The organism is Neomicrococcus aestuarii (assembly GCF_014201135.1).
GTDB lineage: Bacteria > Actinomycetota > Actinomycetes > Actinomycetales > Micrococcaceae > Neomicrococcus > Neomicrococcus aestuarii.
On sequence record NZ_JACHDR010000001.1, the window covers coordinates 2,456,830 to 2,483,116 of the forward strand.

Annotated in this window: 27 protein-coding genes; 16 read left to right on the forward strand and 11 right to left on the reverse strand. The window is 58.4% G+C overall.

The genetic code is table 11. The annotated features are described in order from the left end of the window. Positions 1-20: 20 nt before the first annotated feature. Entirely contained in the window at positions 21-338 is a 318-nt protein-coding gene (locus HD598_RS11320; protein WP_183665953.1) for an FmdB family zinc ribbon protein, read from the reverse strand. Positions 339-368: 30 nt separating this feature from the next. Then, positions 369-989, reverse strand: coding sequence for a 5-formyltetrahydrofolate cyclo-ligase (locus HD598_RS11325; protein ID WP_183665955.1), 621 nt, complete (start codon positions 987-989; stop codon positions 369-371). 73 nt (positions 990-1,062) lie between these two features. Here HD598_RS11325 and HD598_RS11330 point away from each other — a divergent pair, with 73 nt between their 5' ends. Then, on the forward strand, positions 1,063-1,626 hold the full coding sequence (locus tag HD598_RS11330; protein ID WP_311539026.1) for a GNAT family N-acetyltransferase: 564 nt from the start codon (positions 1,063-1,065) through the stop codon (positions 1,624-1,626). Between the two features lie 63 nt (positions 1,627-1,689). Further along, positions 1,690-2,448: a hypothetical protein gene (locus HD598_RS11335; protein ID WP_183665959.1), complete on the forward strand. Its 759-nt coding sequence runs from the start codon at positions 1,690-1,692 to the stop codon at positions 2,446-2,448. 21 nt (positions 2,449-2,469) lie between these two features. Here HD598_RS11335 and HD598_RS11340 read toward each other — a convergent pair whose 3' ends face one another. The 4 genes from HD598_RS11340 to HD598_RS11355 all read right to left on the reverse strand — a co-directional run bounded on the left by HD598_RS11340 (position 2,470) and on the right by HD598_RS11355 (position 5,769). Further along, the gene (locus HD598_RS11340) at positions 2,470-3,132 is read right to left on the reverse strand and encodes a response regulator transcription factor (protein ID WP_071895021.1); all 663 of its coding nucleotides are present in this window, start codon (positions 3,130-3,132) and stop codon (positions 2,470-2,472) included. Positions 3,133-3,135: 3 nt separating this feature from the next. After that, the gene (locus HD598_RS11345; protein WP_183665961.1) at positions 3,136-4,644 is read right to left on the reverse strand and encodes a sensor histidine kinase; all 1,509 of its coding nucleotides are present in this window, start codon (positions 4,642-4,644) and stop codon (positions 3,136-3,138) included. Continuing rightward, positions 4,644-5,216, reverse strand: coding sequence for a hypothetical protein (locus HD598_RS11350; RefSeq protein ID WP_183665963.1), 573 nt, complete (start codon positions 5,214-5,216; stop codon positions 4,644-4,646). The genes HD598_RS11345 and HD598_RS11350 overlap by 1 nt, the downstream gene beginning before the upstream one ends. Positions 5,217-5,277: 61 nt before the next feature. After that, positions 5,278-5,769 (reverse strand): Lrp/AsnC family transcriptional regulator, encoded by a 492-nt coding sequence (locus tag HD598_RS11355; RefSeq protein ID WP_183665965.1) that lies wholly within the window; start codon positions 5,767-5,769, stop codon positions 5,278-5,280. Between the two features lie 116 nt (positions 5,770-5,885). Here HD598_RS11355 and HD598_RS11360 point away from each other — a divergent pair, with 116 nt between their 5' ends. Genes HD598_RS11360 through HD598_RS11370 form a run of 3 tightly spaced genes read left to right on the forward strand, consistent with a single transcriptional unit; the run spans position 5,886 to position 8,940 of the window. After that, positions 5,886-6,815: a glycine betaine ABC transporter substrate-binding protein gene (locus HD598_RS11360; RefSeq protein WP_183665967.1), complete on the forward strand. Its 930-nt coding sequence runs from the start codon at positions 5,886-5,888 to the stop codon at positions 6,813-6,815. A gap of 29 nt (positions 6,816-6,844) precedes the next feature. Further along, positions 6,845-8,083, forward strand: coding sequence for a pyridoxal phosphate-dependent aminotransferase (locus HD598_RS11365; RefSeq protein ID WP_071895024.1), 1,239 nt, complete (start codon positions 6,845-6,847; stop codon positions 8,081-8,083). A gap of 2 nt (positions 8,084-8,085) precedes the next feature. Next, entirely contained in the window at positions 8,086-8,940 is an 855-nt protein-coding gene (locus tag HD598_RS11370; protein ID WP_183665969.1) for a PPK2 family polyphosphate kinase, read from the forward strand. 133 nt (positions 8,941-9,073) lie between these two features. Here HD598_RS11370 and HD598_RS11375 read toward each other — a convergent pair whose 3' ends face one another. Together HD598_RS11375 and xseA are read right to left on the reverse strand one after the other, a co-directional pair. After that, positions 9,074-9,328, reverse strand: coding sequence for an exodeoxyribonuclease VII small subunit (locus HD598_RS11375; protein WP_183665971.1), 255 nt, complete (start codon positions 9,326-9,328; stop codon positions 9,074-9,076). Continuing rightward, positions 9,318-10,586 carry an exodeoxyribonuclease VII large subunit gene (xseA, locus tag HD598_RS11380; RefSeq protein WP_183665973.1) on the reverse strand — a complete coding sequence of 423 codons (1,269 nt, stop codon included), beginning with the start codon at positions 10,584-10,586 and terminating at the stop codon, positions 9,318-9,320. Before xseA ends, HD598_RS11375 begins: the two co-directional genes overlap by 11 nt. A gap of 96 nt (positions 10,587-10,682) precedes the next feature. Here xseA and HD598_RS11385 point away from each other — a divergent pair, with 96 nt between their 5' ends. Next, positions 10,683-11,657 (forward strand): hypothetical protein, encoded by a 975-nt coding sequence (locus HD598_RS11385; RefSeq protein ID WP_183665975.1) that lies wholly within the window; start codon positions 10,683-10,685, stop codon positions 11,655-11,657. Between the two features lie 10 nt (positions 11,658-11,667). Then, positions 11,668-12,768 (forward strand): 4-hydroxy-3-methylbut-2-enyl diphosphate reductase, encoded by a 1,101-nt coding sequence (locus tag HD598_RS11390; RefSeq protein WP_183665977.1) that lies wholly within the window; start codon positions 11,668-11,670, stop codon positions 12,766-12,768. Between the two features lie 120 nt (positions 12,769-12,888). Here HD598_RS11390 and rmuC read toward each other — a convergent pair whose 3' ends face one another. Next, positions 12,889-14,205 (reverse strand): DNA recombination protein RmuC, encoded by a 1,317-nt coding sequence (gene rmuC / locus HD598_RS11395; protein WP_183665979.1) that lies wholly within the window; start codon positions 14,203-14,205, stop codon positions 12,889-12,891. A gap of 72 nt (positions 14,206-14,277) precedes the next feature. Between rmuC and ychF the strand changes: the two genes are divergently transcribed. The 7 genes from ychF to HD598_RS11430 all read left to right on the forward strand — a co-directional run bounded on the left by ychF (position 14,278) and on the right by HD598_RS11430 (position 22,657). Next, a complete protein-coding gene (gene ychF / locus HD598_RS11400; RefSeq protein WP_183665981.1) occupies positions 14,278-15,363 on the forward strand; it encodes a redox-regulated ATPase YchF in 1,086 nt (361 codons plus the stop codon). An 89-nt stretch (positions 15,364-15,452) separates the two neighbouring features. Continuing rightward, the gene (locus HD598_RS11405; RefSeq protein ID WP_183665983.1) at positions 15,453-15,890 is read left to right on the forward strand and encodes a bleomycin resistance protein; all 438 of its coding nucleotides are present in this window, start codon (positions 15,453-15,455) and stop codon (positions 15,888-15,890) included. A 248-nt stretch (positions 15,891-16,138) separates the two neighbouring features. Beyond that, on the forward strand, positions 16,139-17,053 hold the full coding sequence (locus tag HD598_RS11410) for a hypothetical protein (RefSeq protein WP_183665985.1): 915 nt from the start codon (positions 16,139-16,141) through the stop codon (positions 17,051-17,053). Positions 17,054-17,250: 197 nt separating this feature from the next. After that, the gene (locus HD598_RS11415) at positions 17,251-19,524 is read left to right on the forward strand and encodes an AAA family ATPase (protein WP_183665987.1); all 2,274 of its coding nucleotides are present in this window, start codon (positions 17,251-17,253) and stop codon (positions 19,522-19,524) included. A gap of 97 nt (positions 19,525-19,621) precedes the next feature. Further along, positions 19,622-19,990: a zinc ribbon domain-containing protein YjdM gene (locus HD598_RS11420; protein ID WP_183665989.1), complete on the forward strand. Its 369-nt coding sequence runs from the start codon at positions 19,622-19,624 to the stop codon at positions 19,988-19,990. Between the two features lie 731 nt (positions 19,991-20,721). Then, on the forward strand, positions 20,722-21,960 hold the full coding sequence (locus tag HD598_RS11425) for a gamma-glutamylcyclotransferase (RefSeq protein WP_183665991.1): 1,239 nt from the start codon (positions 20,722-20,724) through the stop codon (positions 21,958-21,960). 52 nt (positions 21,961-22,012) lie between these two features. Then, positions 22,013-22,657, forward strand: a complete 645-nt coding sequence (locus HD598_RS11430; RefSeq protein ID WP_071895033.1) for a hypothetical protein — start codon at positions 22,013-22,015, stop codon at positions 22,655-22,657. A 60-nt stretch (positions 22,658-22,717) separates the two neighbouring features. On the opposite strand, the gene HD598_RS11435 is transcribed toward HD598_RS11430, so the two are convergent. Next, the gene (locus HD598_RS11435) at positions 22,718-23,500 is read right to left on the reverse strand and encodes an alpha/beta fold hydrolase (RefSeq protein ID WP_183665993.1); all 783 of its coding nucleotides are present in this window, start codon (positions 23,498-23,500) and stop codon (positions 22,718-22,720) included. A gap of 140 nt (positions 23,501-23,640) precedes the next feature. Here HD598_RS11435 and HD598_RS11440 point away from each other — a divergent pair, with 140 nt between their 5' ends. Continuing rightward, complete coding sequence (locus HD598_RS11440) at positions 23,641-24,879, forward strand: condensation domain-containing protein (RefSeq protein WP_311539027.1); 1,239 nt, start codon at positions 23,641-23,643, stop codon at positions 24,877-24,879. A gap of 54 nt (positions 24,880-24,933) precedes the next feature. On the opposite strand, the gene HD598_RS13620 is transcribed toward HD598_RS11440, so the two are convergent. Then, the gene (locus HD598_RS13620) at positions 24,934-25,065 is read right to left on the reverse strand and encodes a hypothetical protein (RefSeq protein WP_260170557.1); all 132 of its coding nucleotides are present in this window, start codon (positions 25,063-25,065) and stop codon (positions 24,934-24,936) included. Positions 25,066-25,719: 654 nt separating this feature from the next. On the opposite strand from HD598_RS13620, the gene HD598_RS11445 reads away from it, so the two are divergent. Next, positions 25,720-26,283 (forward strand): dihydrofolate reductase family protein, encoded by a 564-nt coding sequence (locus HD598_RS11445; protein ID WP_183665997.1) that lies wholly within the window; start codon positions 25,720-25,722, stop codon positions 26,281-26,283. Positions 26,284-26,287 lie beyond the last annotated feature (4 nt).

Here is a 26,287-nt window from a genome sequence, read left to right on the forward strand (position 1 = left end):
GGGTCACGCCCCGAAAGAACTTATGAGGTTGCGCTAGGCGTCGAAGGAGACGCAGGCGAAGACGGTGCTGAAGGCGTCGAGGTTGTTGTCGAAGCCGAAGACGCAGAATCTCCGCTGGACGGAGTTGCCGGCGCGGCCGGGGCAGAAGAGCTCGTGGAGCTACCGCGAGAGTCATTGCGGTAGAAGCCGGAACCCTTGAAGACCACTCCGACGCTATTGAACTTCTTGCGCAATCGTCCACCGCATTCGGGGCACACGGTCAACGTGTCCTCGTCGAATGACTGAACAATATCCATTTCGCGGTCGCAGTCTTTACACGCGTAAGAATAAGTAGGCATGAGTCCTCCCAGAAAATAGCCTTTACTATTCTACCGGTCGAAACGTGTCAACCCTGCCGACGTGAAAACGCCGTCCACGCGCTGATCAAAGGCCTCCACAGGGAACATTCCTGGCGCCACAAGCTCATGATCAAACACCACCGCGTAAAGCTTCGGGGAAGTAGGAAGCGTTCGTACTTTTTCGAGGAAACGATCGTAGTAGCCGCCACCTTGGCCCATGCGTCCACCGCTCGTGTCAATGAGCTGGGCAGGAACGAGCATGACGTCCACCCGGCCCATCTCAGTGAAGTCCAGCCGTTCACCCACAGGCTCGTCGATCGGCGCCACGGGCGAACGCTCCATCGCGACTCCGGGCGTCCACTCCACAAAACTCATGCGGCGATCGGGCTCTGTCACCGGAACCAGGATCCTGAATCCCTCCGCGTGCATTTCTTGGAGAAACGGCAGCAACGGCGGCTCAGAACCGTAGGGGAGTACTGCGGTGAATGCCTTGAATTCCGCGTTCGCGCGGAGCCACTCGGCAATGTGAGCGCTGGTTGCCTGCATTTGCGACTCGCGAACCGGGGCGGTCAGGTTCTTTCGTGCGGCACGGGCCGCGAGACGAAGTTCGTGCTTGTGCTGATCACTCGAGAAGGAGGCGCTGGTATCCATTGCCACATCCTAGACGAGTAGGCTACCGACTGTGATGAGTGCGAAGTGGCCCCAAACAATGGAGCACGAAAGCGTGGGGTTGCGACCCTTACGCCTTCGTGACAAGGAGGAATGGCTCTGGCTGCGCCGCACGAACGAAGAATGGCTCGGCCCGTGGGAGGCCACGCGCCCGGTCGAGGAGGCCACCTTCGTGACTTTCCGGCAGATGGTTAAGAATTACGACGCCGAAGCTAAAGCAGGCAGGCTCCTTCCGTTCGTTGTGACGTACGAAGGGCGCATGGTGGGCCAGTTGTCCGTTTCCGGCATCATGCTGGGCGCGGCTCGGAGCGGTCAGATCGGGTACTGGATTGGTCATCAGTGGGCGGGCCTGGGAATCATGCCTACCGCGGTAGCGCTGGCGATGGACTATTGCTTCTTTGACCGTGACTTGCATCGGATTGAGATCAATATTCGACCCGAGAACCAGCCGAGCCTTCGCATCGTGGAAAAGCTTGGGCTACGGGACGAGGGCCTTCGAAAGTCCTACCTACACATCAACGGAGCCTGGACGGACCACCGCTCTTTTGCACTCACGCGCGAAGAAGTGCAAACTCGAATGATCGACAGACTCGGGACACACCGACCAAGCTCCATGTGAATACCCACCCACCCGATAATCTCGAAACAAGCTTCCTTTGACCGCGATTTTCGGAGTTCTTCCATGGCAGACCAGGCACCACTCAAGATCAACTATGGGCGACTCGCTGTCGCCGCAGTTGGTCTCCTTGCCTTCGTCACGATGTTGGTCGCCGGCATCCTTGCGCTCGCAGGCAAAGGAACGGGTGGCCTCAGCTTCTCCATGCTCCTGATCGTCTTTGCATCTTTCGTCGGATTGCGGGCTCTTGCCTTGCGAGCACGCCAGCGCCGCGCCATGGAACGCGTGCAGCAAGCGTTTGCTGACGCCATGAATCCGCACTTCGATAATTCCATTGACGAAGATGACCGCCCACGGCTCGCCATTGCCTCGGATTACAAAGGACCAAGCCGCCCTTTTGACGCACAGGCCGTCGAACCGGCCGAAGGTACCGCAACGAACTCCTCCTCGCGGGGCACGGCACACGCCGTAACCGGCGCGCAACTGGCCGCTGAAGAGGAAGCCGCGGAGGCGTCGTCGTCCTCCCAGAAAAGCACTCAGGACAGCACGCTGACCTCGAAGCTCGCGCGCGAAGAATGGGAACCAGTAAACGTTCCTAAGCCGCTCTACACCGAAGCGCCAGTGATCAAGCGCGACGTCGCGGAACCACTTCCAAAGCCGGAAGAAAAGAAAGCGACCCCCGGAGCGCCCAGCATCCGTCAGTCAGAAGATTTGGCTCGCGTAGTTCATCGCGCCGGAACCGATGCCCTAATTCAGGGATACGCAGAGTCCCTGGAAACCGGCCGCATCGACATTGACAAGGTCCTTCGCCGCCGTCGCGCCTAACGCGCGGTTGCCAAGAGCCTCTCACGCTACAAAGCGATACCCGAGACCACGCACGGTCTCGAAATGTTCGGCACCCAGCTTCTTCCGCAAATAGCGCACGTACACATCCACCACGTTGGATGCTGGGTCAGAATCCTGGCCCCACACGCGTGAAAGCAACTGCTCACGGCTCAACACCACGCGGGGATTCCGCAAGAACGCTTCCGCGAGCGCGAACTCGCGAGCTGAGAGCTCCACAATGTCATCGCCGACGCGCGCTTGTCGCGTGCGAAGCTCCAAAGTGATGTTGCCGCCGGTGAGATCGTTGAGGTCCGCGCCGTTGGTGTCGCTGGGCAGACGGAGCCGAATACGGGCCACCAGCTCCTCGAAGCGGAACGGTTTGGCCACATAGTCGTCGGCGCCCTCTTCAAGCCCGTAGACCGTATCCTCGATGCTGGTGCGGGCGGTCAGCACAATCACCGGAACATCGTTGTGGGCTGAACGGATCTCCTGGAGGACGCCAAAGCCGTCCATGTCCGGTAAGCCCAAGTCCAGCAGGACCAGTTCGAAGTCTCCGGTCTGGGCAAGGTGCAGGCCCTCGCGGCCCGTCAGTGCCACCGTGGGGTGGAAGCCCTGCTTCGTGAGACCCTTGGCAACGAACTGGGCGATGCGTTCTTCGTCTTCAATAATCAGTATCTTGCTCATGACTTAGGAATGTTCCCCCGTGGATTCCGTCAGTGTGGATGGTGCCGTGTGCAATGGCAGGTAGATCGAAAAGATGGAGCCTTCGCCCTCGTGCGAGAACACGCTGACGTGGCCGCCGTGGGCGGTAGCGATGGCCTGAACAATGGACAGTCCCAAGCCCGAACCTTCGTGGCGGGAGCCGTTGGTGCCGCGGGCGAAGCGTGTGAAGATGCGTGATTGGTCCTCTTCGGAGATGCCGATTCCTTCATCGCGCACCCACAACCGCAGCAGGCCGTTGGAAATCGCGGCGCCGAGCGCAATGCGCGAGTCCCGAGGCGAGAACTTCACCGCGTTGGAACACAGCTGCAGCATGGCTTGGGTGATGCGCTGCGGATCCAGCGTGACTTCGCCGCTCACTCGCTCGCGAATCTCCCACTGCCGCTGTCCCAGACCGTGCGCCTTGGAGAGGATGTCATCCAAGAGCGAAGAAATGTCGACGGTCTCGGTGTGCACAAAACCCTTGCGGTTGGCCTGAGCGATGGTCACGATGTCATCCACCAGTAGGTTCATGCGCGCGAGCTCATCGAGCGAGAGCTCTTGGGTGTTCCGGACGTCATCGGGATCGTCGTTGTCCTGAAGTTCCAAGTGGCCCTGAACAATGGTGATGGGCGTGCGTAGCTCGTGGCCTACGTCGTCGAGTAACTGCCGCTGCGCTTGCAGCGAGGACTGTAGGTGATCCACCATCTCGTTGAAGGAACCCGCAAGAGCGCGCAGATCGTCCGTACCCTCCACGGGAACGCGCTCGTCCAACTGGTTTTCGGTAATGCGTGCGGATGTCTGTTCAAGTTTCGTCAGCGGCGCCAGGAGCCTCCGAACCAAGATCCAGGATGCGAGCGAGGCAAGCGCCAAAATCCCGAGCGCCACACCGCCAAACACCACGTACCCCCGCGTGAGCGTGAACAGCTCGGCGCCCATGTCATAGGCGAGCGCGAACCGCACCTCGGAGGAGTCACCGTCCAACTTCACCGGGATGGACACCACGCGATACTCGCGCTGGGCGGTGGTCACCGTGGCTAGGGAAACTCGGCCCGAGTCCGCGGATGCGTTGATGAAATCCAGGAGTTCTTGATCTGCTTCAAGGCGTAGCTCCACGTGATCGGGCGCCACCCAGCGGACACGATTCTCGCTCAGCGCCACGAGTCCCTCGTTCGTTGAGGGCATGGTGCGCTGCATCGCTACGTAGGCCAGGTCCTCGGCCTTTGTGAAGCGCTGTCCGGTCTCCGGGTTCACACCTTCTTGAGCCAGTGCGCGGAATTCGTCCACGCTGCGGGTGAGCGAATCATCGAGTCGAGCAATGGTCTGCCCGCGCTGAATCAGATACATGGAAGCGCCGGCGGCCACCAGCGTGGTCAGCGTCAAGAGAATGATGGCCACGAGGACGCGGCCCCCAACCGTTCCCTTGGAGAAGGCGGGGGCTATGCGTGCTGTGGGTGCCGCGGCTTCTGGGCTCGCGGAGGTTTCCTTAGCGGCCATTAATCATCGTCGTCAGAGCTATCCTCGCCGTCGTCATCACTGTCGTCGCTGTCGTCGTCGTCATCATCGTCCGAGGCGCTGGTTGGTGCGGACTTCGGCGCCACCGGCTTGACCGGACTTACGGTGGCCTTCGAGGTAGTTGCAGCCTTCTTCGGCGTCGACGCCGCGGCGGTGGGGGCGGCTACCTTGGGGACGGTGGTGCTCGGCGCGGCCGCCTTCGCCTTCGTGGTGGACGGGCTAGCCGCTACCGGTGCCTTTGTTGTCTGCGTTGCTTTGGTTGCCTTTGCTGCGCTGGAGGACGTGGCGCCGGCCTTGGAAGAGCTAGTTGAAGCTCTAGAAGACGCAGTGGAGGACGACGACGCAGCTTCCGTCGGTGCCGCACTTTGCGGATCGATGGGTCGGTTTGAGGAATCCTGAGACTGCTCGGCCGAGGTATTCGCGTTCACTTGCAGCCCGGGACCCAGATCCGCGGTGCGCGGCTGAGCGAAGGCCGACATGATGAAGCCGCCCACAATCAGAATGCAGGCAAGCGCGATGCTGGGAATGAGGAGCTTTGAGCGTGGTCGATCCATAGATTTATTTCACCAACTCCGCATGAGATGAAAATGAGAGCCGTTGCGGCGGCACTCTCATCTACTCGAGCGGGGAAGACTGCCCCATGTGCTGGACAAAGACCAGAGTGGTTTCGGTGTGGGCCACGGCGTCGTCGGTCGCGAGGTTATCGAGCACCCAGTCACGCAAGTCATCCGTGCTCGCTACGGCCACGTGAATGAGGTAATCCGTGACACCGGAGACGTGGAACATGGACAAGACACCGGAAAGCTGGGGGATCTTGGTGGTGAAGGCGTCAATCTGCTCGCGATCGTGCACACGCAGTTTGACGGCAATGAGCGCCTGAACCGTGCGTCCAATCGTGGAAAGTGACAAGCGCGTCGTGAAACCCTCGATAACGCCGCGCTCTTGAAGCTGTCGCGTACGCAAGAGTGCGGTGGACGGCGCAACGCCGACTCGCTGTGCCAGAGCCGCGTTACTCAAACGGGAATCGGCAATCAGCTCGGTGAGGATCTTTTGATCTACGGCATCGAGTGGAGCGGGTTGAACCGGCGCTGCATCGGAGGAACTCATAACAATATTGCACCATACGTCCACGCCAATCGCGGCCAACGTGCACCGATCCTACTAGGGTGGATCTTTAACAGTGCGTGCTTCGCATGCTTTCCCTCACCCCTGGACGGAGCCACATGACTCGCTCAAGCCGCGCGGCACTCTTGCGGGGCACTGTGGCGAGCTGCGCCGTCGTACTAGCTGTCAGCGGGTGTACTGGAACCTCCAGCCAGCCCACCCCGTCACCGTCCGAGGCGCTCTCCGTCAGCGTGGTGTCCGCGACGTCGATGGTGCCGCAAGCCATGGCCGAGCTCTATGCCGAAGCCCTGCGCGATGCCGGCCACACCGTCACCGTGCCCGCCGAATCGGCAGCGGCCAGCACCCCGGAAGCCGCCGCGAAGGCCGTGCAAAGCACCGGAAACACGCTTGCCCTCATCCCCGTCCTCGACGAGTCCGGCAACCTCTTAGCGCCTCAAAGTTCCAGCTCAGCCTCCGCAACCGCTCCCACCGACACCGTTTCCGACCTCGCGCTCAACACCACGAACGCGAGCGATCGCCAAGTGGTAGTCATGACAGCAGCGAAGTCACAAGAGACCGCCGTGACCTCGCTCGAATACGCGGGACCGCAATGTGAAGGTCTCAGCGCAGCGGTGAGCGAATCGTTGAAGGTTGCCGAAGCGTTCAAAAAGAGCCTAGAGAGCACCTATTCGTGCCGGGTGTCCACCGTGAATTCTTTGGACTCTCGCCGGCAACTGCTCTCCGCGTTACTCACCGATCAAATCCAGCTGGCCGTGGTTCCGGAAACCGACCCCTCCTTGTATGACAACGGCCTGGTGATTCTGGAAGACCCGCGCAATCTTTTTCCCGAGCAAAAGGTCACGCCGTTCCTCTCCGAGGACTTGCAAGAGACGGATATTGAATCCATCGCCAACCGTGTCTCAGAGAAAATTACCGAAAACACCATGGCAGAACTGACGCGCGCCACCACAGGTGATGGTGCGGTGTCAGCGCAAGAAGCGGCCCGCGAATGGTTGACGGCGCAAGGTCTAGTAACGGCAGATCAGTAGTGACACACAAGAAGGTAGAGAATAGTCGAATGAGTAACGCCGGCCGGTACCAAAAATCAGACAAGCTCTCGAATGTTCTCTATGACATTCGCGGGCCGCTCTTGGAGCAAGCGCAGCGCATGGAAGCGGAGGGTCACTCGATCCTCAAGCTGAACATCGGCAACCCCGCGCCGTTTGGTTTCGAGGCGCCGGACGCGATCTTGGTGGACATGATCCGTAACCTGCCACAAGCGCAGGGCTACTCCGATTCGCGCGGAATTCTCTCCGCCCGCACCGCCGTCTCCCAGTACTACCAAACGCGCGGCATCCAAACCATCGGCGTCGACGACGTCTACCTGGGCAACGGCGTCTCCGAGCTCATCACGTTGAGCCTGAACGCGTTGCTCAACAACGGCGACGAAGTGCTCATCCCCTCACCGGATTACCCGTTGTGGACAGCTTCGGTCTCTCTGGCTGGCGGTAGCCCGGTGCACTACACGTGCGTGGAAGAAGAGGGCTGGCTGCCAGACCTTGAAGAGCTTGAGTCCCTCGTGACGGAGCGCACCAAGGGCATGGTGATCATCAACCCGAACAACCCCACGGGCGCTGTGTACCCCAAGCACATTCTTGAGGGCATGCTGGACATTGCGTTCCGCCACAAGCTCATTGTGTTTGCGGATGAGATTTACGAAAAAATCCTGTACGACGACGCGGTCCACTACAACGTTGCAGCTTTGAGCGACGATGTGCTCACGTTAACGTTCTCCGGTTTGTCAAAAGCGTACCGAGTCTGTGGCTTCCGTTCCGGATGGATGGCCATTTCCGGTCCGAAATTCCATGCCAAGAGCTACATCGAGGGCATCAACATGCTCACGAACATGCGTTTGTGCGCCAACGTGCCCGCGCAGCACGCCATCCAGACGGCGTTGGGCGGTTACCAGTCCATCAATGACTTGATCCTCCCGGGCGGTCGGCTCTTGGAACAGCGCAACATCGCGTACAAACTACTCAATGACATGCCAGGTGTTTCCGTGCAACAGGCCCGCGGCGCCATGTACTTGTTCCCGAAGCTTGATCCAGAGATCTACCCGATTGAGGATGATCAGCAGTTCGCACTCGAGCTGTTGCAAGAGCAAAAGATCCTGATCACTCAGGGCACGGGCTTCAACTGGAAGAGCTCGGATCACTTCCGACTCGTGACACTCCCAAGCGTAGACATGCTTGATGAGGCCCTGCACCGTATTGCAGAATTTTTGGAAAATTACCGACAGCGCTACGGAACGGACTAACGATGGCTAAGAAAATCGGCTTTGTTGAAGACCCACAGGCACTCCTTCGAGGGGGACGATCCGTGGACCTGTCCGCGATTGATCCCAACTCGACGCCGGGCTTCAACGGGAAAAAGGCCGATGGCCAAGCCGTTCTCGCAGCAGAGGCAACCGAGCTTTCCGAACTTCAAGAGCGGCTGTTTGCATCATCCCGCGAGGGCGCGCCTGAGCGTGTGTTGCTGATTCTTCAGGCCATGGACACCGCCGGTAAGGGCGGAATTGTCCGCCACGTGGTGGGTGCAGTGGATCCGCAGGGCATTGAGCATCACGCGTTCAAAGCGCCGACGGACGAAGAGAAGAGCCACGATTTCTTGTGGCGCATCGAGAAGCAGCTTCCCGGTGCCGGAATCATTGGTGTCTTCGACCGCTCGCATTACGAGGACGTGCTGGTGCACCGCGTGAAGTCCCTTTCGCCGAGCGAGGAGATCACGCGCCGCTACGCGGCCATCAAGGATTTCGAACGAGGTCTGGTTGCCGAAGGCACGCGCGTGATCAAGGTGATGCTGCACATCTCTAAAGAGGAGCAGGGAGCACGCTTGTTGGAGCGACTGGAACGCCCGGACAAGTACTGGAAATACAACCCAGGCGACCTTGAAGACCGCGCTTTGTGGGATCAGTTCCAAGAGGCCTACCAAATCGCGATCCGTCAGACGGACCTCAACGACGCCCCGTGGTATGTAGTTCCTGCGAACAAGAAGTGGTACGCCCGGGCGGCGGTCCAGCGCCTGATGATCAACGCGCTCAAGGACATCAATCCCACGTGGCCGCCAGCTGACTTTGACGTGGAAGAAGAAAAGAAGCGGCTCGCAGCTAGCTAGCTAGATCGTGACTGCAACTTTCTCGCGTATACAGCGGCCTTCTCAGTGTCAGCCTTCTTAGTGTCACAGGGGAGTTGTCACTGCCACAGAGGAGTTCTGACCTAAACAGCGGCGTTGATGCCTCCGTCAGCTATTAGCTTTCGGAGTCCTCAGCGTCGCTGTTTGCTTGGCGAGCGCGATCAATACGCTCCTGAGCGCCAGCAAGCCATGCTTCACAGCGCTGAGCAAGCGCTTCGCCGCGCTCCCACAGAGCCAATGATTGCTCAAGGCTGGTCCCGCCGGCCTCCAGCTGGGAGACAACAGCTACGAGCTCCTCGCGAGCTTGTTCGTAGCTCAACGAGGCGATGTCTGGGTGTGTATTCGATGCTTCAGAAGCATTAGTTGCCATGAGGTGGTTCTCCTTCACTGACGGCAGTGATCTTTCCGCCGGCGAGGCGGATGAGTAGTGATGCTCCTGATGGTGCATCTTCGGGGTGGCGGACGATGCTCAGATCCTCTGCTCGCTGGACCACGGAGTAGCCGCGGTCCAAAGTCTTTTGGGGCGACAACGCGCGGACTTGGGTACGCAAGTGCGTGATGGCATCCGTGTCCCGGCGCAACCTATGGGTCACTGCCGAGTACGAACGGGCGGTGAGTCGCTCGAGGTCCTCGCGGCGAACGTTGACCATTCCTTCGGGGGCCGCCATGACAGGGCGGGTGCGGAGGCTCTCGAGGCTTCGAGCTTCACGTTCAAGGAATCGGGTGAGCGCTAGCTCCATACGGTCCCGAGCGTGATTGATTCTGGAAGTCTCTTCCAGGAAATCGGGAACGATCCGTTTGGCGGCATCCGTTGGCGTCGACGCGCGCAGGTCCGCCACATCGTCCAAAATAGGGCGGTCAGCCTCGTGGCCGATAGCGCTAACCACTGGCGTGTTCGCGGCAGACACGGCTCGGACAAGCTGTTCATCGCTGAACGGAAAAAGATCCTCGAACGAACCGCCGCCGCGGGCAATCACAATCACGTCAACATCTGGGTGGGCGTCCAGCTCTTTGAGTGCCGCGATGACTTGGGAGACAGCGTTGACGCCTTGAACTGCCGTGTGACGGACTTCGAAGGTGACGCCAGGCCACCTCAGTGCGGCGTTACGCAGAACGTCCTTTTCAGCGTCCGAGTCCCGGCCCGTGATCAGTCCAATGCGTTGCGGCAAGAAGGGGAGCTTCTTCTTTCGCTCCGGGGCGAAGAGTCCTTCGTCAAAGAGGGCTTGGCGGAGCTTTTCAAGGCGCACCATCAAATCGCCGATTCCCACCGGCTTGAGGTCGAGTGCGTTCATGCTGAGACGGCCGTTCTTGAGCCAGAAGCTTGGCTTGACCCTGGCGACCACTCGGGAGCCGACCTCGGGCTTGGCGTCAAGACCGCGCAGGACCGAGCTCCACACCGTCAGACTCAAGGAGTACTCGACGTCGAGATCTCGCATGGTCAGGTACGCGTGCCCGCCACGAATGTTCGCTTCAATCAGCTGACCTTCGATCCACGCCTCAGGAGCGCGCTCAAAGTATCGTTTGAGATTCTCCGACAGAACTCGCAGCGGCCACGGCGATTCAGGCGTGGTGTCCCCGGCTCTTTCGGGAATGGACGCGCTAGGTGGTTCAGTGGGAAATTCGGTCACTTCTTATTTGTATCAGTGAGTCACACTCCCGGGCGGACCATTTGAGTGCAAGTGTGGATATGAGCCGTCGCTAAGACGAATGAGGGGAAAGCGGTTATGAGGAACCTAGTTGGCGCATTGTTGTGTGCACTGGCGGCGCTGTGTACGGCTGCCGGTGTGATGTTTCACTACGCGCAAGCGCTGGCGGACACTCCGGAACCGGCGCGAGAAATAGTGGGACCGCTCGCGGAGGATCGAAGCATCCTGGACATGCTTCCTGACCGCATCATCGGGGCGGCTCTTGGCAATGACGACGAGCTTCTTGATCTCATCCCAGACTTCTTGAGCGAGTCATTGCGCAACGGAATGGATACTGCCATCAGTACCGCACTGCAGGACGCTGACCTTAAACAGGCTTGGTATGAGTCCATCGATCTCACCCGGACCGACTACGTCACCCGACTGGACATGGTCACCAGCGGGGAAATTGCCATTGCGCCACCGAATTTCGGGGCGACCGACACTGAGGGGCCCACCATGGTGCTGCAGGCTCAGCCGTTCGCAGCACTGGGTCTCCAAAAACTCGACGAAGTTCTCAGTCCCGTAGGACTACAAGGGCTACTCGATGGTCTTCGCAACGGAGCGCGAGTAGAGATTCCTCTCAATCTTCCTGATCCCACCGTGGTTTCGCCGCGCACCATGGCTCAGTGGCTAGCGGTGTCTAGAAGCTGGCTGTGGTTCTTCGTTGGCGCTGGTGTGCTGGGGCTCGCAGGAGTGGTGGTCGCTCGTGGACGTGGGCGGGCTATTGCACTGTTGACGGGCGCGGCCGCGCTGATGTTGTTGTCTCGTTTTGTAGGATCCGTGGCGGCGAACGCTCGATCCGGGGGAGAAGCATTGGGTCTTGGTGGGGAGCTTGACCCGTTGGCCTCATTAGTGCGAGATCGGCTGTTGGCGGGCCTCTCTGTGCACATCGATCAGCGCGCTGAGTGGTTATGGAGTGCAGGGCTCGTGACCATGGGCGTGGGTGCCGTGGTGTTAGTCATCATGATCCTTCTCTCAAGGGCTCGCAGCCAGCCGGTGGATCACCGGTAAACTTGAACCTATGACCACAACAACCTCCACTCCTGTCTCTTTGCCACTGCCGGCGATGCCACGCAAACGCAAGAGCCGCGCCGAGATCGAAGCTGCCGCTCCCGTAGCGGGGGAGAAGCGAGTGTTGCTGGCCGCCCCTCGTGGTTATTGCGCCGGTGTAGATCGTGCCGTGATCGCTGTCGAGAAGGCGCTTGAGCACTACGGAGCTCCCGTCTATGTGCGCAAGCAGATTGTGCACAACAAGCATGTGGTTTCCACGCTCGAAGAGCGCGGAGCAATCTTTGTTGAGGAAACGGACGAGGTGCCAGAGGGCGAACTCGTCATCTTCTCCGCGCACGGCGTGAGCCCGGCAGTAGTGCAGTCCGCTGAAGATCGCGGACTTCGAACCATCGACGCCACGTGCCCGCTCGTGACCAAGGTGCACCGCGAAGCCGTCCGCTTCGCCAAGAATGACAACGAGATACTTCTCATTGGTCACGAAGGGCACGAAGAGGTTGAAGGCACTTATGGTGAGGCTCCGGAGAGCACCACCATTGTGAACAACCCGGAAGAGGCTCGCACCATTGAGGTGAAGAACCCGGACAAGCTGATCTGGCTCTCTCAGACCACGTTGTCAGTTGACGAGACCATGGAGATTGTCCAGATCCTCCGCGAGCGTTTCCCGAACCTTCAGGATCCGCCCAGCGATGACATTTGCTACGCCACCAGCAACCGTCAGGCGGCCATCAAGAAGATTGCTCCGCAGGCCGATCTGGTGATCGTGGTGGGATCCGCCAACTCGTCGAACTCTGTGCGACTGGTTGAGGTAGCCCTCGAATACGGTGCGAAGGCAGCGTACCGCGTTGACTACGCGCACCAAGTGGACGAGAACTGGTTCACCGGCGTGGGAACCGTTGGCGTGACCTCTGGTGCCTCTGTCCCAGAGATCTTGGTTCAGGACGTCATTCGACTCTTGGCCGACTACGGCTACGCGGATGTCTCCGAGGTTGTGACGGCGGAAGAGGACATCTTGTTCTCGCTGCCGAAGGAACTTCGTGCCACCCTCAAGGAGCGCGGCGATGAATCCCGTTCCCTCGGCGGCCGCGGCTCCCGCCCGGCAAAGGGTAGCTAATCTCCACCCCGCCCATTTGTTACTTATAGACCTGTGGCCCGTCAAAGCTCAGCTTTGACGGGCCACAGCTCTAAGTAGTGAAGCTTCTATCGACATTCACAACAATGCTGAATGTGGCAACTAGGCGGACTCAGAGAGATCGTTTCGAGATTCTCGCTGTGGTTGTGAAGCGTTGTCACTGAGGTGTCGCTCCTCTATGAGCTCCGTGGCGGTCAAAGGCCGCGGCGCATTCTCGAGGGCTGAGACATTCAGCAGGGCTCGGCGTTCTTCCGCGGACGTGGAAGACTCCGCGCCCAGCCCTGGATCTAGGTCTCGAATACGTCGCACGGACGGCAGGACGCGGGACTCCAATGCGCCCACGAAGGAGTTGTACTTTTCCACGCTGGACTTGAGCGAACGTCCCAGCTGGCTCACGTGCGTGCCCATAGTTCCTAGTCGCTCGTAGAGAACCTGAGTTTGCTCGAATAGTTCGCGAGCGTTCTCCGTTAAAAGCTCTTGTCGCCACGCCACCGCAAGACCCTTCAAAATGGCCAACAGCGACGCAGGAGAGGCCAGAATCACCGACTTCGAAAACGCGTGCTCCAGCAGGGTAGCGTCCTGGCGCAAAGCCTCCGCCAAGAAGGACTCGGCCGGCAAGAAGCACACCACCATTTCGGGGCTTCCCGGCAAGGCGTTCCAATAGGCCTTGGAACCCAACGTGTCCACGTGATTGCGAAGCGCCTTGGCATGCTGCGCAAGGAGCTTTTGGTAATGCTCCAATTCTTCGACCGACGCATGCGGATCCAGATCTTGGGCACGCATGTACGAATCAAGCGGGACCTTGGAATCCACGATGATCGACTTACCACCCGGCAGAGTCACCACAAGGTCAGGACGTTGGCCCTGATCAGTGACAACCTGCTCTTTGAAATCAACATGCGGCAACATGCCAGCGGCCTCAACAATGCGCTTGAGTTGCACTTCGCCCCACGTGCCACGGACCTGGCCAGCTTTGAGAGCACCCGTGAGTTGCGTGGTGCTCTTGAGGATCTCGGCATCCTGCAACGCCGCCCGCGTCAACTGTTCGCTCAGCTGACCAAACTGGGTTGAACGGTCTCGTTCCAATTGCCCCACCTGCTGCTGAACCCGATGCAACTGCTCAGCCACCGGCGCAAGCGCGCGCAACACGGACTGATCCTGCAACTGCCGTTCCGCGGCCTTCTCCTCACGCAATTCGTACTCACTGCAGCGTTCGCGCAAGAGGCGAGCTTCGGCGTCGTACCCCGCATTCAACGCCTGCAAATCACTCACCTTCTGCTGCTCAACGAACACACCGTGACGCAACTCATCCAACTGCGGACCGTACGCACGACGCGAATACACCGCCACCGCCAACCCGCCAATCAGCGCGCCCGCGAGCAAAGCGCAGAGTACAAAAAGCCACGTGAAATCGTTCATGCCCTCCACTGTGCCAGCGAGGTATGACACTTAGAACCGCAACTCTCCGTTACACGGGTAGAATTACCTCCCGTGGCTTTGACTATTGGAATCGTGGGACTCCCCAACGTTGGTAAATCGACCCTCTTCAACGCGCTGACGCGCGCCCAAGTGCTTGCGGCGAACTATCCGTTCGCGACGATCGAGCCGAACGTGGGTGTGGTTCCGCTTCCGGATAGCCGCCTCAAGGTGCTTGCTGGCATCTTCGGTTCGGAGCGCATTCTTCCCGCAACCGTGTCCTTCGTTGACATCGCCGGCATCGTCAAAGGCGCCTCCGAAGGTGAAGGCCTTGGCAACAAGTTCCTCGCCAACATTCGTGAAGCCGACGCAATTTGCCAGGTGACCCGCGCGTTCGAAGACAGCGACGTGGTGCACGTGGATGGCAAGGTCGATCCGGAATCGGACATCGAAACCATCGCCACCGAACTGATCCTCGCAGACCTTCAGACCATCGAAAACCAGCTCCCACGTTTGGAGAAGGAACTTCGCGCAAAGAAGATCGAAGCTTCCTTCATCGAGAACGTGAAACTGGCCCAGACCGTTCTGGAAGCGGGCAAGACCCTCTACGCGGGCGCCGCTGAAGCCAAGCTGGATCTGGCGGACATCGCCTCCTTGCAGCTCATGACGTCCAAACCGTTCATCTACGTGTTCAACATGGATGAGGCTGGGCTTGCGAACGAAGAACTTCGCTCGAAACTGTCCGCCATGGTGGCGCCAGCTGAAGCAATCTTCTTGGATGCGCAGTTCGAATCGGAGCTTGCCGAGCTTGAAGAAGATGAAGCAGCCGAAATGCTGGCCGACGCTGGCTACGACGAATCCGGCCTCGAAAAGCTGGCTCGCGTTGGCTACGACACCCTGGGATTGCAGTCCTACCTGACCGCCGGCCCCAAGGAAACGCGCGCCTGGACCATCAAGAAGGGCTGGACGGCACCACAGGCTGCCGGCGTCATTCACACCGACTTCCAGCGCGGCTTTATCAAGGCCGAAGTGATCTCTTTCGACGACCTCGTGGAAGCCGGATCCGTGGCGAACGCTCGCTCCGCCGGTAAAGCACGCATGGAAGGCAAGGAATACGTCATGCGCGACGGCGACGTGGTGGAGTTTCGATTCAACGTCTAGTCGCGTTCCGGTTCAACCTCTCGGCGATGGGCATCGCGCCCTATCGCCGGATCCGAATCTGCCACCACATAGGCTGAGAGGATGGCTTGATGGTTGCTTCTGACTTCGAACCCGATCTCGTTCCCGAACTGCTCGTCACAGACGTCGCGGAGAGCCTTGAGTTCTGGTGCGGTCTCTGCGGCTTTAAGATCCTGTACGACCGTCCAGCTGAGGGGTTCGCGTACGTTACGCGCGGGCTTGCGCACGTCATGCTTGAGCAGCGCGGAGTTGGCCGCAACTGGCTGACGGACGAGTTTGAGCGGCCGTTCGGTCGGGGGATCAACTTCCAGATCAGAGTGCCGGATCTTGCGCCGATCCTCTCAGCGCTCGCTGATGCATCCTGGTCGTTGTTCATGCAACCGGAGACGAAGTGGTACCGCGTGAGCGACGGAGAAGAGGCAGGCGTAAGGCAATTCCTCGTGATCGATCCCGATGGCTACCTGATCCGTTTCCAGAGCTCGGTCGGTCGTCGTGCAGTCGAGGAGTGAGCGATATGCCGGTTGTCCGTGAGGTTGGTATCTGCGGCGACGTGGTGGAGTTTAGATTTAACGTGTAGGAAATCAGTCTGATCAGGGGCTTTGATGCTTGGGTTCCTGCGGCCAAAGGGGTCGAGCGTTCCGATATAACGTCTGGCAGCAGGTCCAGATATGCCTTCCGCGCGTCCGCGCGCATCTGTCGTTGTCGGCGGCCGCGGCTAAGATCCAAATAGACATGCTCTCGTACGAAAGGAATCACCATGGGGTTGAACTGGCCGGGCGCATTCATGGGCGGAAACGAGCTACCGGAACCGGAACAGGAGATCTGCCGAGCAGTCGTCGATGAGTTCGGCGACGCTTTGAAGGACGAATTGGCTTCTCGCGGGCTGCCACCTCATGCCTCCCCGTTTTATCGACAGTTCTCGTTCATTGCCGTACGAGACAATTCGCAAATCTTGGTTGGGATTAGTCCGGCCACAGGTATGCCGCAGGTCAGATGGCTGGACCGCCCGAACGACCGTTATCCGCTCTCAGCTATGGCCGACCTACTCCAGAACCAACAGGGTTGGCCAGTTGCGGCGGTGGTTTCGTTGCCGCTCCCCGGCAGCCCGCAGCAGTCTGGCGTCGTGCGGCGAGTCGCGGCAGAGCACGCACACGAAATGGAGACCATGAATACGCTCGGCAAGCTCGGTGATATCAGCCATGTTCGACACCTTGAAAGCGACCTCCGCCGCTTTCTAGAAGACCACCCAGAGCCGAGCCGCAATGTTTTCGTCATGATGCGCTTCGCCGACACTTTACAGATGAACCAGATCTACGATTCGGTTAAGGCCGCACTCGCAGAGTTGGGGATGACTGCTGTGCGAGCTGACGACAGGGACTATACCGGGGAGCTGTGGTCCAATATCGAGGTGTACTTAACCGGCTGTCAGTACGGCATCGCGGTGTTTGAGGACATCGAGCAGCGCGACTTCAACCCTAATGTGTCGCTGGAACTCGGCTATCTAATGGGCCGAGGTAAGCGAACGTTGCTCTTAAAGGAGAAACGTTTGCCGCGGGTCCCCTCAGACGTGGTCCACCGTCTGTACAAGGAGTTTGACATCTTCGATATTGATGCTTCGATCAATCGTGAGATCAAGCGATGGATTAGCATCGACCTCGGTCTGGATTTCTAGATTCGGTGGATCTGGCGAGTGCCAAGATGGCGGTGAGTATTTACGTCAGATGGTCGTAAGCGGCGAAACGCGGTCGAATTCCGCTTCAACGTGTAGGAAGCTGGGATTTTAAAGATCCGCGTCCAATGACAACTTGCTGGACGGAATAACTATTCAGAATTAGTGTAAGACTACTGATCGGAGTCGAGGAGGACACCGTGATCACCGAAGTCAGACTGGCAGGGCTCCCTTGCTTTGGGGCAGAAGCAATGCTCCCAGGACTCAGCCAAATCAACTATATTTTCGGTCCCAACGGCTCCGGCAAGACCACGATCAGTCAGTACCTGGCTTCGTACGACCCCGTCAGCAGCTCTTCTGTCAGCTGGCAACAGCATTCGAACAGCGTCAAGGTCTATAACCGAAGTTATGTTCGCGCTTCCTTTACCAGCGCTGACGGTGAAGAGCCTGGGGTCTTCTTGTTGGGTGACGACAGCCGCGAGACCTTCCAGCGCATTGGCGCGCTAGAAGACGAGCAGAAGAAGATCAACAATAAGCTTGCACAACAACAGGAGACGCTCGACAGGTTTCTTAATCAGCTTAATGCCGAACGCTCCGCTCTTGCTCAGACAGCATGGGAACGCCGTGCTGTCATTCCGGTGGCGCTCAAGGACAAGATGCCAGGCATCAAAGGTAGCAAAGAGGGGTGCTTGGACAAGGTTCTCGCGGCTGCGCAGACCCATCCAGAACGCGGAACGGACACCTTCGTCACCCTTGAAGCCAAAGCGAAGACTGCGTTTGATGAGACGATCTTGGAGTCCTCGCTCCTGCCACCCGCGCCGAAGCCCGAATGGGACGAAGCGGCAGTTCAGGCGGTGCTGATGACCCCGATTGTGGGTAGCGCGGATGTGCCGCTCGCTGATCTAGTTGAACGTCTTTCCAACTCGGACTGGGTGCGAGAAGGATTGGAGCACCTCCACAAGGGGGAAAACGCAGAGAAACTCTGTCCGTTCTGTCAACGGTCGGTACCGAAGGATTTGGCGGAAGAACTCGCGAGCATCTTTGACGCTACATACCAAGATAAACGTGATGAGGTTCTTGAATTTCAGATGACCCTGAGCAACGCGGCTTTGGAGCTGAAGGAATACAAGACTACTCACCTTGATCGACTCAAGGCGCTGGTTCCCATAGAGGATCCTGCCCAAGTATTCCGCGCATTGGAACTCGCCATAGATGGTGTCGGGAAGGCCATCCAGCAGAAGGTGGTCAAGTCATCCGAGAAGATCATGACTAACACGATAAAAACTGACTATGACTTACTCGAAAAACTTATTTCTTCAGCAAACGAAATGGTCAAGACGACAAACGCGATCGTTGCGGATCGTCGCGAGCAACGCAGCATCATTGTTGACGCAGCGTGGCAAGAGTTTGCGCGTGGGCACCTGAACGACCTCATTGAAGGATTCAATCAGAAAAGCGAGCGGAAAAAGAAGTCAATTGATGGCGTCAAAGACGCCATGAGTAAGCAGCGGGAGCGACTTGCCGGAGTTGAGCACGAGTTGCGTGACTTGAGGAAGGGAACAACCTCAAGTGCCCGGACAATACAAGAGATCAACGATTTGCTCGCGCTGAGCCAGTTCCACAGTTTTAGACTTGAGGTGGCATTGAGCAAGTCAGATGGTTATCGGATCATTCGCGACAACGGGCAACCCGCTGATATTCAGACCCTAAGTGAGGGTGAACGAACCTTCATCACGTTCCTCTACTTCTACCACTCACTGTCCGGCGTCCGCCAAGACGGCGAGACAGAGAGGATAACCGCTGTCATAGATGATCCCATTTCAAGCCTCGACGGCGACATCATGTTTGTGGTCTCGGCGCTGACTCGGAGGTTAGTCAAAGAGGTCAGGAGTGACGCGCATTCCCGTGTAAGCCAGATGATCCTGCTCACGCATAACAGCCGTTTCCATAATGAAGTCTGCTATGAACATCAAGGTGAGCTGTCGCCCGCGGTAAAGTTCTATCGCATCAGGAAATTCTCGCCGGACCCCAATCAAGTAGAGGACTGTGGGCAGAGGAACCCAATTCGAACGGCGTACCAAGAGCTATGGGACGAGGTGGCCGCCGCTGAGGTCCGACCCGAAGGAAGTATGCCGTGGCTCCCTAACGTGCTTCGGCGAATCCTTGAGAGTTACTTCACGACTCTTGGTGGTAAGGGGAATCTCTACGAACTCGGAGAGGACCTCTCGATCAATGAACGCGCATTCCACGATGCGTTGATTGCGTGGTCTCACAGTGGTTCTCATACGATCATGGATGCGGAAACCTACACCCAACCTGTCGCGACGAACGGCCGATGGCTGGCAGCGTTCGCTCGGGTATTCGAGAAAAACTCTGGTGGCGCTCATATTGGTCACTACGAAATGATGATGGATGAAGCGCGCAAGCATCTTCTGCCGCGTACCTCGGTAGCCGCGGTGCCCGCTGCTTTATGATCGGCCCCGCAGCCATGATTTGCGCTTGCGTCGAGTCTCGCTCGTCGGTGGCGGCTAGAGGTTGGTCTGTGACGGAACCCGGTCGAGTTCCGTTTCAATGTCTAACGAGGCGACCCTACCGGCATGTCCGCAGTGTTCCGAGAGCTACACCTACGAGCAGGGCGACCTGTTGGTGTGCCCGATGTGCGGTCACGAATGGTCAGCTGATTCGTCAGTAGCCGAGGACGCTTTGACCGCGGATTCCGTGGTGCGCGATGCCGTGGGTAACGTGCTTTCCGATGGTGACACGGTGACCATCGTCAAAGGTCTGAAAGTCTCCGGCGGCGGTGGCGGTGCGATTAAGGTCGGAACCAAAGTCAAAGGAATCCGCCTTCTCGCAGAGCCTGTGAATGGCCACGACATCGACGCAACTGTTTCGGGTTTCGGACGGATGAATCTTAAATCCTCCGTAGTCAAGAAGGCCTAACGCCCCGCTCGAGGCTTTGCTGGGGCTGGCAAAATCCACTGTTGAAACGATCTTTCAACAGTGGATTTCTTTTAGCGAGTTTGTCCAACGATTTGTCCAGACCTCTTTACGTGGTGCGTAATCAGGGTTACGCTCAATGTAACGACAACAGTTAGACGGATTCTCGCTACTGAAAAGTCTGAGATTGAGCGGCTTCGACGTCTGGGAAAACCCTTCTAGCTTGCACTCCAAGCGGGTCGCCAGATTCCTTCGGTTACCCGAACACTATTGCGGATATCCGCAATTGCAACGAGGGAAGGCCGATGGCCATGATCAAGTCCGAAAAAGCAACAACGAGGTTTCTAGCGGCGGCATCGGCAATCATGGTTGGCGCCGTTGCCACCATAGCCGGAGGTGCGGCGGCGCATTCAGCGCAGGCGCAGATTGCGGTTCCCGCTAGTCCACTGGCATCAGTGCTTTCGCCTTCAGTAGCACTCCTCACCACTACATATGCGACCACCACCATGAATTTGCATCTACGTTTAGCGGCATCAAGTTCCACGGAGTCGCTGGGGATTATGCCGACCGGGACCGTGACAATCGCGACCGGCGAGACAAAACTGAGTGGCACAACATTGTGGCGCAAAGTGCGGTGGGGGACTAAAACGGGGTGGTCCTCTGCGAAATATCTTTCCCTCAGAACTGTCACCGTCGATACTTCCGTTGGCTACATCAACGCTTACACCAGCATCATGAGTCACCCCGTGAGCCCTACGCGTTACCGGATCTCCGGGATCAACGCCGGAACCAAAGTGCAGCTCCTAGACAACTCTGGGGGATGGCTACTCATCAAGACGGATAAATATCAGGGGTGGGTTCAGGCATCCTTCGTGAGCCTCACGCCACCATCGGCAACAGTCAACAAACTCACGCCGTTCCTCGCGGCGTACGCTCCTCCTTCTGACTTCATTACCACTACCACTCAAGCGATCACCAAAGTAAACCTGCACTTGCGCTCCAGCGCATCGACTACATCAACCTCGCTGGGCATCATGCCGAGCGGCACCGTGACCACTGCGACGGGTTCAGTAAAGGTCATTGGTTCGGTCACGTGGCGCCAGCTGAGGTGGGGCACAAAGATCGGCTGGGCTCCCAGTAGCTACTTGACGCTGAGGACGGTCAGCACCGATACGTCGGTTCGTTACGTTAAGAGCTACACGAGCATGATGAGTCATCCGATCAGTCCCGATCGGTTCCGCATCGCCGGTGTAAATGCTGGTACCAGGGTGCAGCGATTGGAAGTTTCTGGCAGCTGGACCCACATCAAGACTTCTACGTATCACGGCTGGGTTTTGACGTCTTACCTGAGACTTCCTACGGCCGCCGAATCCATTCCGGCGGACGTGAACGTGGCTGACTATGGGCGGTTCACCATTGGATCCACATCAGTGCGTTCCCAAGCGTATGCGGGATCCTCGATCCTTCTCACGGCACCCGCCGGAGCGAAGGTCAAGGTAACTCATACGGCCGGCACGTACAAGAAGATCAGTTACGCCGGTAAAACGGGTTACGTGTTGAGCACTGCGCTCCAATCACGTGGCGAGAACACGGTCATGGCTTATGGCACGTTCCGCTCCGGTCAGGTCGCTCACGAATTTATGGCTGGCTACAGAAACTACTTCTTGACCATGCTTCCTCGCACGGACATGTACCAACTGTGGAAGCCGGACTGGACGTTCGTCACCACCGGATATCGTGCAGTGGTCGCTGAACAGTACATTTACCCAACGTCCACGGCGCCAGCAAAAATCGCGGCGATGGATGAGTACGAAGTCATTAACTACCAAGGTCAAAACATGTACCGGCGCACCATGATGCCCACCGCGGACGGGTCACAGAGTTGGACATACCGCACAAGCGCCTGGGGCGAGCAGGTTGCAAAGCAGTCTGGTCGACTGATCGAAGAAGCCGACTTCCTCAAGCGATTCTGAGTTGGTGGTCATTGTGATGGGTATGTTTCAAAGCTTTAGGAAAGTAGGAGAGATGAGCAAGAACGCGAAGAAGCAGAAGGCTCTATTGCTGGGCGGCACAATATCGTTGCTGGCAGCGTCTCTGACCTTGGCTGGATGCGCATCGTCATCGGATCCAGCAGCGAGTTCCACGGATCCAGCGCAACAGCACGCGATCGATTCGGCGCCAACGGATGATGTTGGAAAGCCGGTCAAAACGAGCGGACAAGATCAGGTCATCAAAAACAAGGGAGAAGCGGGAACCCTTGTTGATAAATCGGGCAAGGAAGTCTTTTCGATCACCGTGAACTCCGTCAAGACGGCGTCCGAGTGCGTCGTGCGAGGTTTCGGTGGCACCATGAAGCCGGAAAAGGGCACCTTCTTGATTGTCAACATCACTGCGTCCATGCCGGAAAGCGCCAATAAGCTCGTGGACAAGGAAAAGGCAGTTATGCCTTTGGGTGCTGAGAACTTTGGGGTGAGTTCGTCCGTGGATGCGGCGGCGACCATGGATCTGAGTAGCCATGCCGCGTTCTCCTGCGATGTGGAGAATCCACTGGATTTCCAGGTTGAGGGCGGACACACGGCCAAGGGCAATCTAGTTCTGGACTCCCCGCTGAAGACAGGTCAACTGAGCTACTCCCCGCAAGAGGAGGGCGGCTGGGTCTGGCCGTTCTAGTAGCGAGATAGAAGAACAACACAGGGGGAGCCTGTCAGCGATTGCGCCGCTGACAGGCTTTCACTGTTCGTGACGAACAACGTCCGCGGCAAGCACAGCAGGCCAACCCTGCACATCCGAAGGCGTAGACGCTATCTGAAGCTGCGAATTCGGCATGAGCTCCACCAAAGCTTCCGCCGTTGAAATCGGGTGCCCAGGGTCATCAATCCACGCCAAGATGCTCGTTGGGTGATCCAAGGTGGCAATCTGATCCGGATGCGGCAGATCGCTCAAAGCCGCTCCACGATAAATCGACGGCAACAACTCTTCGCTCACATGCGGCACGCTGTCTGGGTGACCCACGGATGCCGGAGGGTGGGGAGCATTACGTCCGGCCTCCACAAAACGGTCGAAACCATACGTCTCGATGAACTCCGCTGAGCGCACGTAATCCGAAGCTCGAACGGCGCGCGTTTCCCATGCTGTTGGCGGCAAGAGAAGCGTGAAACCGCTAAATCGATCAGGCTCGCGGACCGCAGCATGCAGCAATGTTCCCGCGCCCATGGATGGCCCTACGCCATGAACTTGCTCGTCCGGAAACCACAGATCAAGCAACCGCAGAAGGTCTTCCGCGAGTGCGGTCCATTGGTAATCTTCCGGAACTGGCCTGCCCGTCGAGTGACCGTGCCCGCGCGCGTCATAGCGAAGTAGCCGCGTTCCTGAGAGCCCGCGCCCCAAATCAAGATCCAGCACGCGATCACGGAAGCGGCTTGACGTTAGCCCGTGCAGCTGGACAACAGGGTGACCGGATTCGTCACTAAATGACCAGGCGATCCTGGCGCCCGGAACCTCGAATCTGTGCATGTGAACGCCGTCTCTATGAGTGCTGTGATTGCGCTTACAATAACACCATGCGCCTTACGCACATCTCATATTTGAGTCTGCCATTCGGTCCGTTACTCAGCTATGAGTTTGGGACAGCGTCGCTGGGACAGTCGCTCCCGGTGTCGTTTGATCAGAAGCGGCATGTGGGCATCGGTGATCGGCCGGGCTCGTGGATGGCGCTGGCCTTCAGATTGTCTGCCCCGGTTGATCGCGAGCATCTCGCCGCGGCGTGGGAAGCAGTGGTAGCGACTCACGGCACGTTGCGGACGGCATTCGTGCCGGGGGACGACGGCGCACCGTTGTTGCGTGAGGTGACTCTGGGCCAGGGATCGTGGGTTGAGCACGACATTCCCGCTGGTCAAACAATGAACCTCGCGTTGCAGTCGGTGCTGGATGAGAATTGCCGGTCTTACGCGAAGCCATCTCATCGGCTGTGCGTCATTGAGACAGCTGATGGGCCGTCTTTGGTGGTCGCAGCCGATCACTCGCACGTCGATATGTGGTCCATGTTGCTCATTGTTCGCGATCTTCTTGACGCTTTGGCGCAGGTGCAACAGGGAGAGCAGCCTCGGATCAAGGATGTTCCGGCGTTTGCCGAACACACCCAAGCACTTCTTGACCGTCCGGCCGCCCCCGAAGAAATTCACCGTCGCTGGCGTGAAGTCATTGAGGCGGGCGGCGGAGCTATGCCGCGCTTTCCGCTGTCCGTGGGCTCGCCCGGTGTTCAGCCCGAACGCGTGGTGGTTCGCGATGTGCTTGACCGCGCAGGGCTGGAGGCCTATTCAGCTCGAGCGAGGCAGTATGGCGTGTCCGCGCTAGCTCTGACGATTTCTGCGATGACCAGCACCACTCGCGAGCTCGCCGATTCCCCGCTGCGGGCGGTATTCCCTGTGCACAGTCGTTACGAAGAGCGCTGGCATGATTCCGTGGGCTGGTTTATTACAAACTCGGTGCTCGAGTCTGATGATCCTGCTCCCGCGGCGTGTGCGGCGGCGGTGAAGGAATCACTGAGGCTCGGTTCTCATCCACTCGCCGAGATCATGAAGCCATGGAGCGGAATGCCCGCTGTTCCCGGAATGCTTGCGATTTCCTGGCTGGACATGCGCAGGCTCCCGGTCTCTATCAACTCTCGAGACATCGATGCGCAGTACATCAGCGCCGGAATCCGAACCGATGGCGTAATGGTCTGGTTCATCACCGACAACGCCGGAATCCACTTGCGGTGCCGTTTCCCTGATACGCCGGAGGCCCGAAAGAACGTAGGCGCTTGGCTGGATAATCTCGTGGCGCGCATGCGTAAAGAAGGAACCGTGGATCACGACCTAGTCAACGAAGTCGTCGCGGCCACCACGTTCTAAAGATTTTCAGTACGACGACGCAGCCTTGCGTCCCCGGACTTAGCCGGCTCAGCATTACATGTACTCGGCCCCGCGAAATATTGACGATATCGCAGCCACCCGGTCAACGTGCTTAGCTGACCCAAAGGTGTAGTGAGGTGCCCAACGAACTGCAGCTGCGGCGTCGTCCTGGAGTAGTTCGCTCATAGCCTCGGAAACCCGGGACGGCCACGGTGGCCGCCTCTTCGGATCGCACGGTAAGGTCTAGGCTCGCCGCATTCTTTGTGGGTAACAGTTTGAAGACGTCGGTCATGTACGAAGCAGCCGTGAAGCCAGTTTGTTCTGTCGCTTCAGCGAAAGCACGCGCCAACGAGGTATCACCGCGGTGGCCGTGAGTGTGAAAATTTTCCCAGTCCTGACCGTGAACGGGCGGTGACTCCCCGCCCCAATTCAGGCCGAAGAACATGATCGACGGGGTCATCGGAGGCAGAGATTGAAACTCTTCCTTTGACCTGGCGGTGATGGGTTCCAACAAATTTCCGCGCGGTCCCCAACGCGCCCAAGACGACGTATGCCCCAAACGCCAGCCGCCTTCTGGTTCACCCACAGGGAGACCACGCGCGGCCATAGCTTCAGTAACTTCAGGATGGCTCACCGGGTGGCGTCGCAATGCCTCATACGTTTCCCAGCCCACGGTGCTGACGTTCGCGACCACTGGAAATTGCCTCCTTGACCCGCAATTCAGAACTTTTCACCAGCATAGTGCCGCCAATTTTTGGTACGACGACGCAAATTGGGTTGCGCATCATCGTTGCGTCAGCGTCCCTTGTGGAAAGGCAACGGGACGCCTAGTCTGTGCCCATGGGTACCCTGAGCTACACCACCGCCATGCCACTGGACGGTTTCGTTGCGGATGCTGATGGAGATTTCCAGTGGGCGGCGCCGAATGAGGAGATCTTTAGATTTCACATTGAAAGGGTCGGGGATGTATCGGCGGAGGTGCTGGGACGTAAGACCTATGAACTCATGAAGTATTGGGACACTGAGCCAGCGGGGGAGGATTGGGGTGAGCAGGAACGCGAGTTCGCGGCTTTGTGGCAAGGAGTGAAGCTATTCGTTGCGTCGGGCTCTCTCGAGAGTGCCGACGTAGCTGACCCGCGCACCACGTTGGTCGACCGCCTGAATCTGGACTTTCTCCGTCGAATCGTTGCGGATGCCTCCGGAGAGGTTGAGATATTTGGGCCGACCGTTGCTCGGGACGCCATCGTGGGAAATCTTGTGGATGACTATCGCTTTTTCGTGGTCCCCGTGACTGTCGGTGGGGGACTCGCGGCAATTCCTGCGAATGCAAAACTCGACCTCGCCCTCGTCGAGCAGCGGGTATTCAGCAACGGAACGCTCTTTGTGCACTACAAGAAGGCCTGAATGT

Bases quoted from the DNA above. Each gene is read 5' to 3' on its own strand.
- HD598_RS11320 (WP_183665953.1), bottom strand. From the start codon at position 338: ATGCCTACTTATTCTTACGCGTGTAAAGACTGCGACCGCGAAATGGAT.
- HD598_RS11325 (WP_183665955.1), bottom strand. From the start codon at position 989: ATGGATACCAGCGCCTCCTTCTCGAGTGATCAGCACAAGCACGAACTT.
- HD598_RS11335 (WP_183665959.1), top strand. From the start codon at position 1,690: ATGGCAGACCAGGCACCACTCAAGATCAACTATGGGCGACTCGCTGTC.
- HD598_RS11340 (WP_071895021.1), bottom strand. From the start codon at position 3,132: ATGAGCAAGATACTGATTATTGAAGACGAAGAACGCATCGCCCAGTTC.
- HD598_RS11345 (WP_183665961.1), bottom strand. From the start codon at position 4,644: ATGGCCGCTAAGGAAACCTCCGCGAGCCCAGAAGCCGCGGCACCCACA.
- HD598_RS11350 (WP_183665963.1), bottom strand. From the start codon at position 5,216: ATGGATCGACCACGCTCAAAGCTCCTCATTCCCAGCATCGCGCTTGCC.
- HD598_RS11355 (WP_183665965.1), bottom strand. From the start codon at position 5,769: ATGAGTTCCTCCGATGCAGCGCCGGTTCAACCCGCTCCACTCGATGCC.
- HD598_RS11360 (WP_183665967.1), top strand. From the start codon at position 5,886: ATGACTCGCTCAAGCCGCGCGGCACTCTTGCGGGGCACTGTGGCGAGC.
- HD598_RS11365 (WP_071895024.1), top strand. From the start codon at position 6,845: ATGAGTAACGCCGGCCGGTACCAAAAATCAGACAAGCTCTCGAATGTT.
- HD598_RS11370 (WP_183665969.1), top strand. From the start codon at position 8,086: ATGGCTAAGAAAATCGGCTTTGTTGAAGACCCACAGGCACTCCTTCGA.
- HD598_RS11375 (WP_183665971.1), bottom strand. From the start codon at position 9,328: ATGGCAACTAATGCTTCTGAAGCATCGAATACACACCCAGACATCGCC.
- HD598_RS11385 (WP_183665975.1), top strand. From the start codon at position 10,683: ATGAGGAACCTAGTTGGCGCATTGTTGTGTGCACTGGCGGCGCTGTGT.
- HD598_RS11390 (WP_183665977.1), top strand. From the start codon at position 11,668: ATGACCACAACAACCTCCACTCCTGTCTCTTTGCCACTGCCGGCGATG.
- rmuC (WP_183665979.1), bottom strand. From the start codon at position 14,205: ATGAACGATTTCACGTGGCTTTTTGTACTCTGCGCTTTGCTCGCGGGC.
- HD598_RS11405 (WP_183665983.1), top strand. From the start codon at position 15,453: ATGGTTGCTTCTGACTTCGAACCCGATCTCGTTCCCGAACTGCTCGTC.
- HD598_RS11410 (WP_183665985.1), top strand. From the start codon at position 16,139: ATGGGGTTGAACTGGCCGGGCGCATTCATGGGCGGAAACGAGCTACCG.
- HD598_RS11420 (WP_183665989.1), top strand. From the start codon at position 19,622: ATGTCTAACGAGGCGACCCTACCGGCATGTCCGCAGTGTTCCGAGAGC.
- HD598_RS11425 (WP_183665991.1), top strand. From the start codon at position 20,722: ATGAGTCACCCCGTGAGCCCTACGCGTTACCGGATCTCCGGGATCAAC.
- HD598_RS11430 (WP_071895033.1), top strand. From the start codon at position 22,013: ATGAGCAAGAACGCGAAGAAGCAGAAGGCTCTATTGCTGGGCGGCACA.
- HD598_RS11435 (WP_183665993.1), bottom strand. From the start codon at position 23,500: ATGCACAGATTCGAGGTTCCGGGCGCCAGGATCGCCTGGTCATTTAGT.
- HD598_RS13620 (WP_260170557.1), bottom strand. From the start codon at position 25,065: ATGAGCGAACTACTCCAGGACGACGCCGCAGCTGCAGTTCGTTGGGCA.
- HD598_RS11445 (WP_183665997.1), top strand. From the start codon at position 25,720: ATGGGTACCCTGAGCTACACCACCGCCATGCCACTGGACGGTTTCGTT.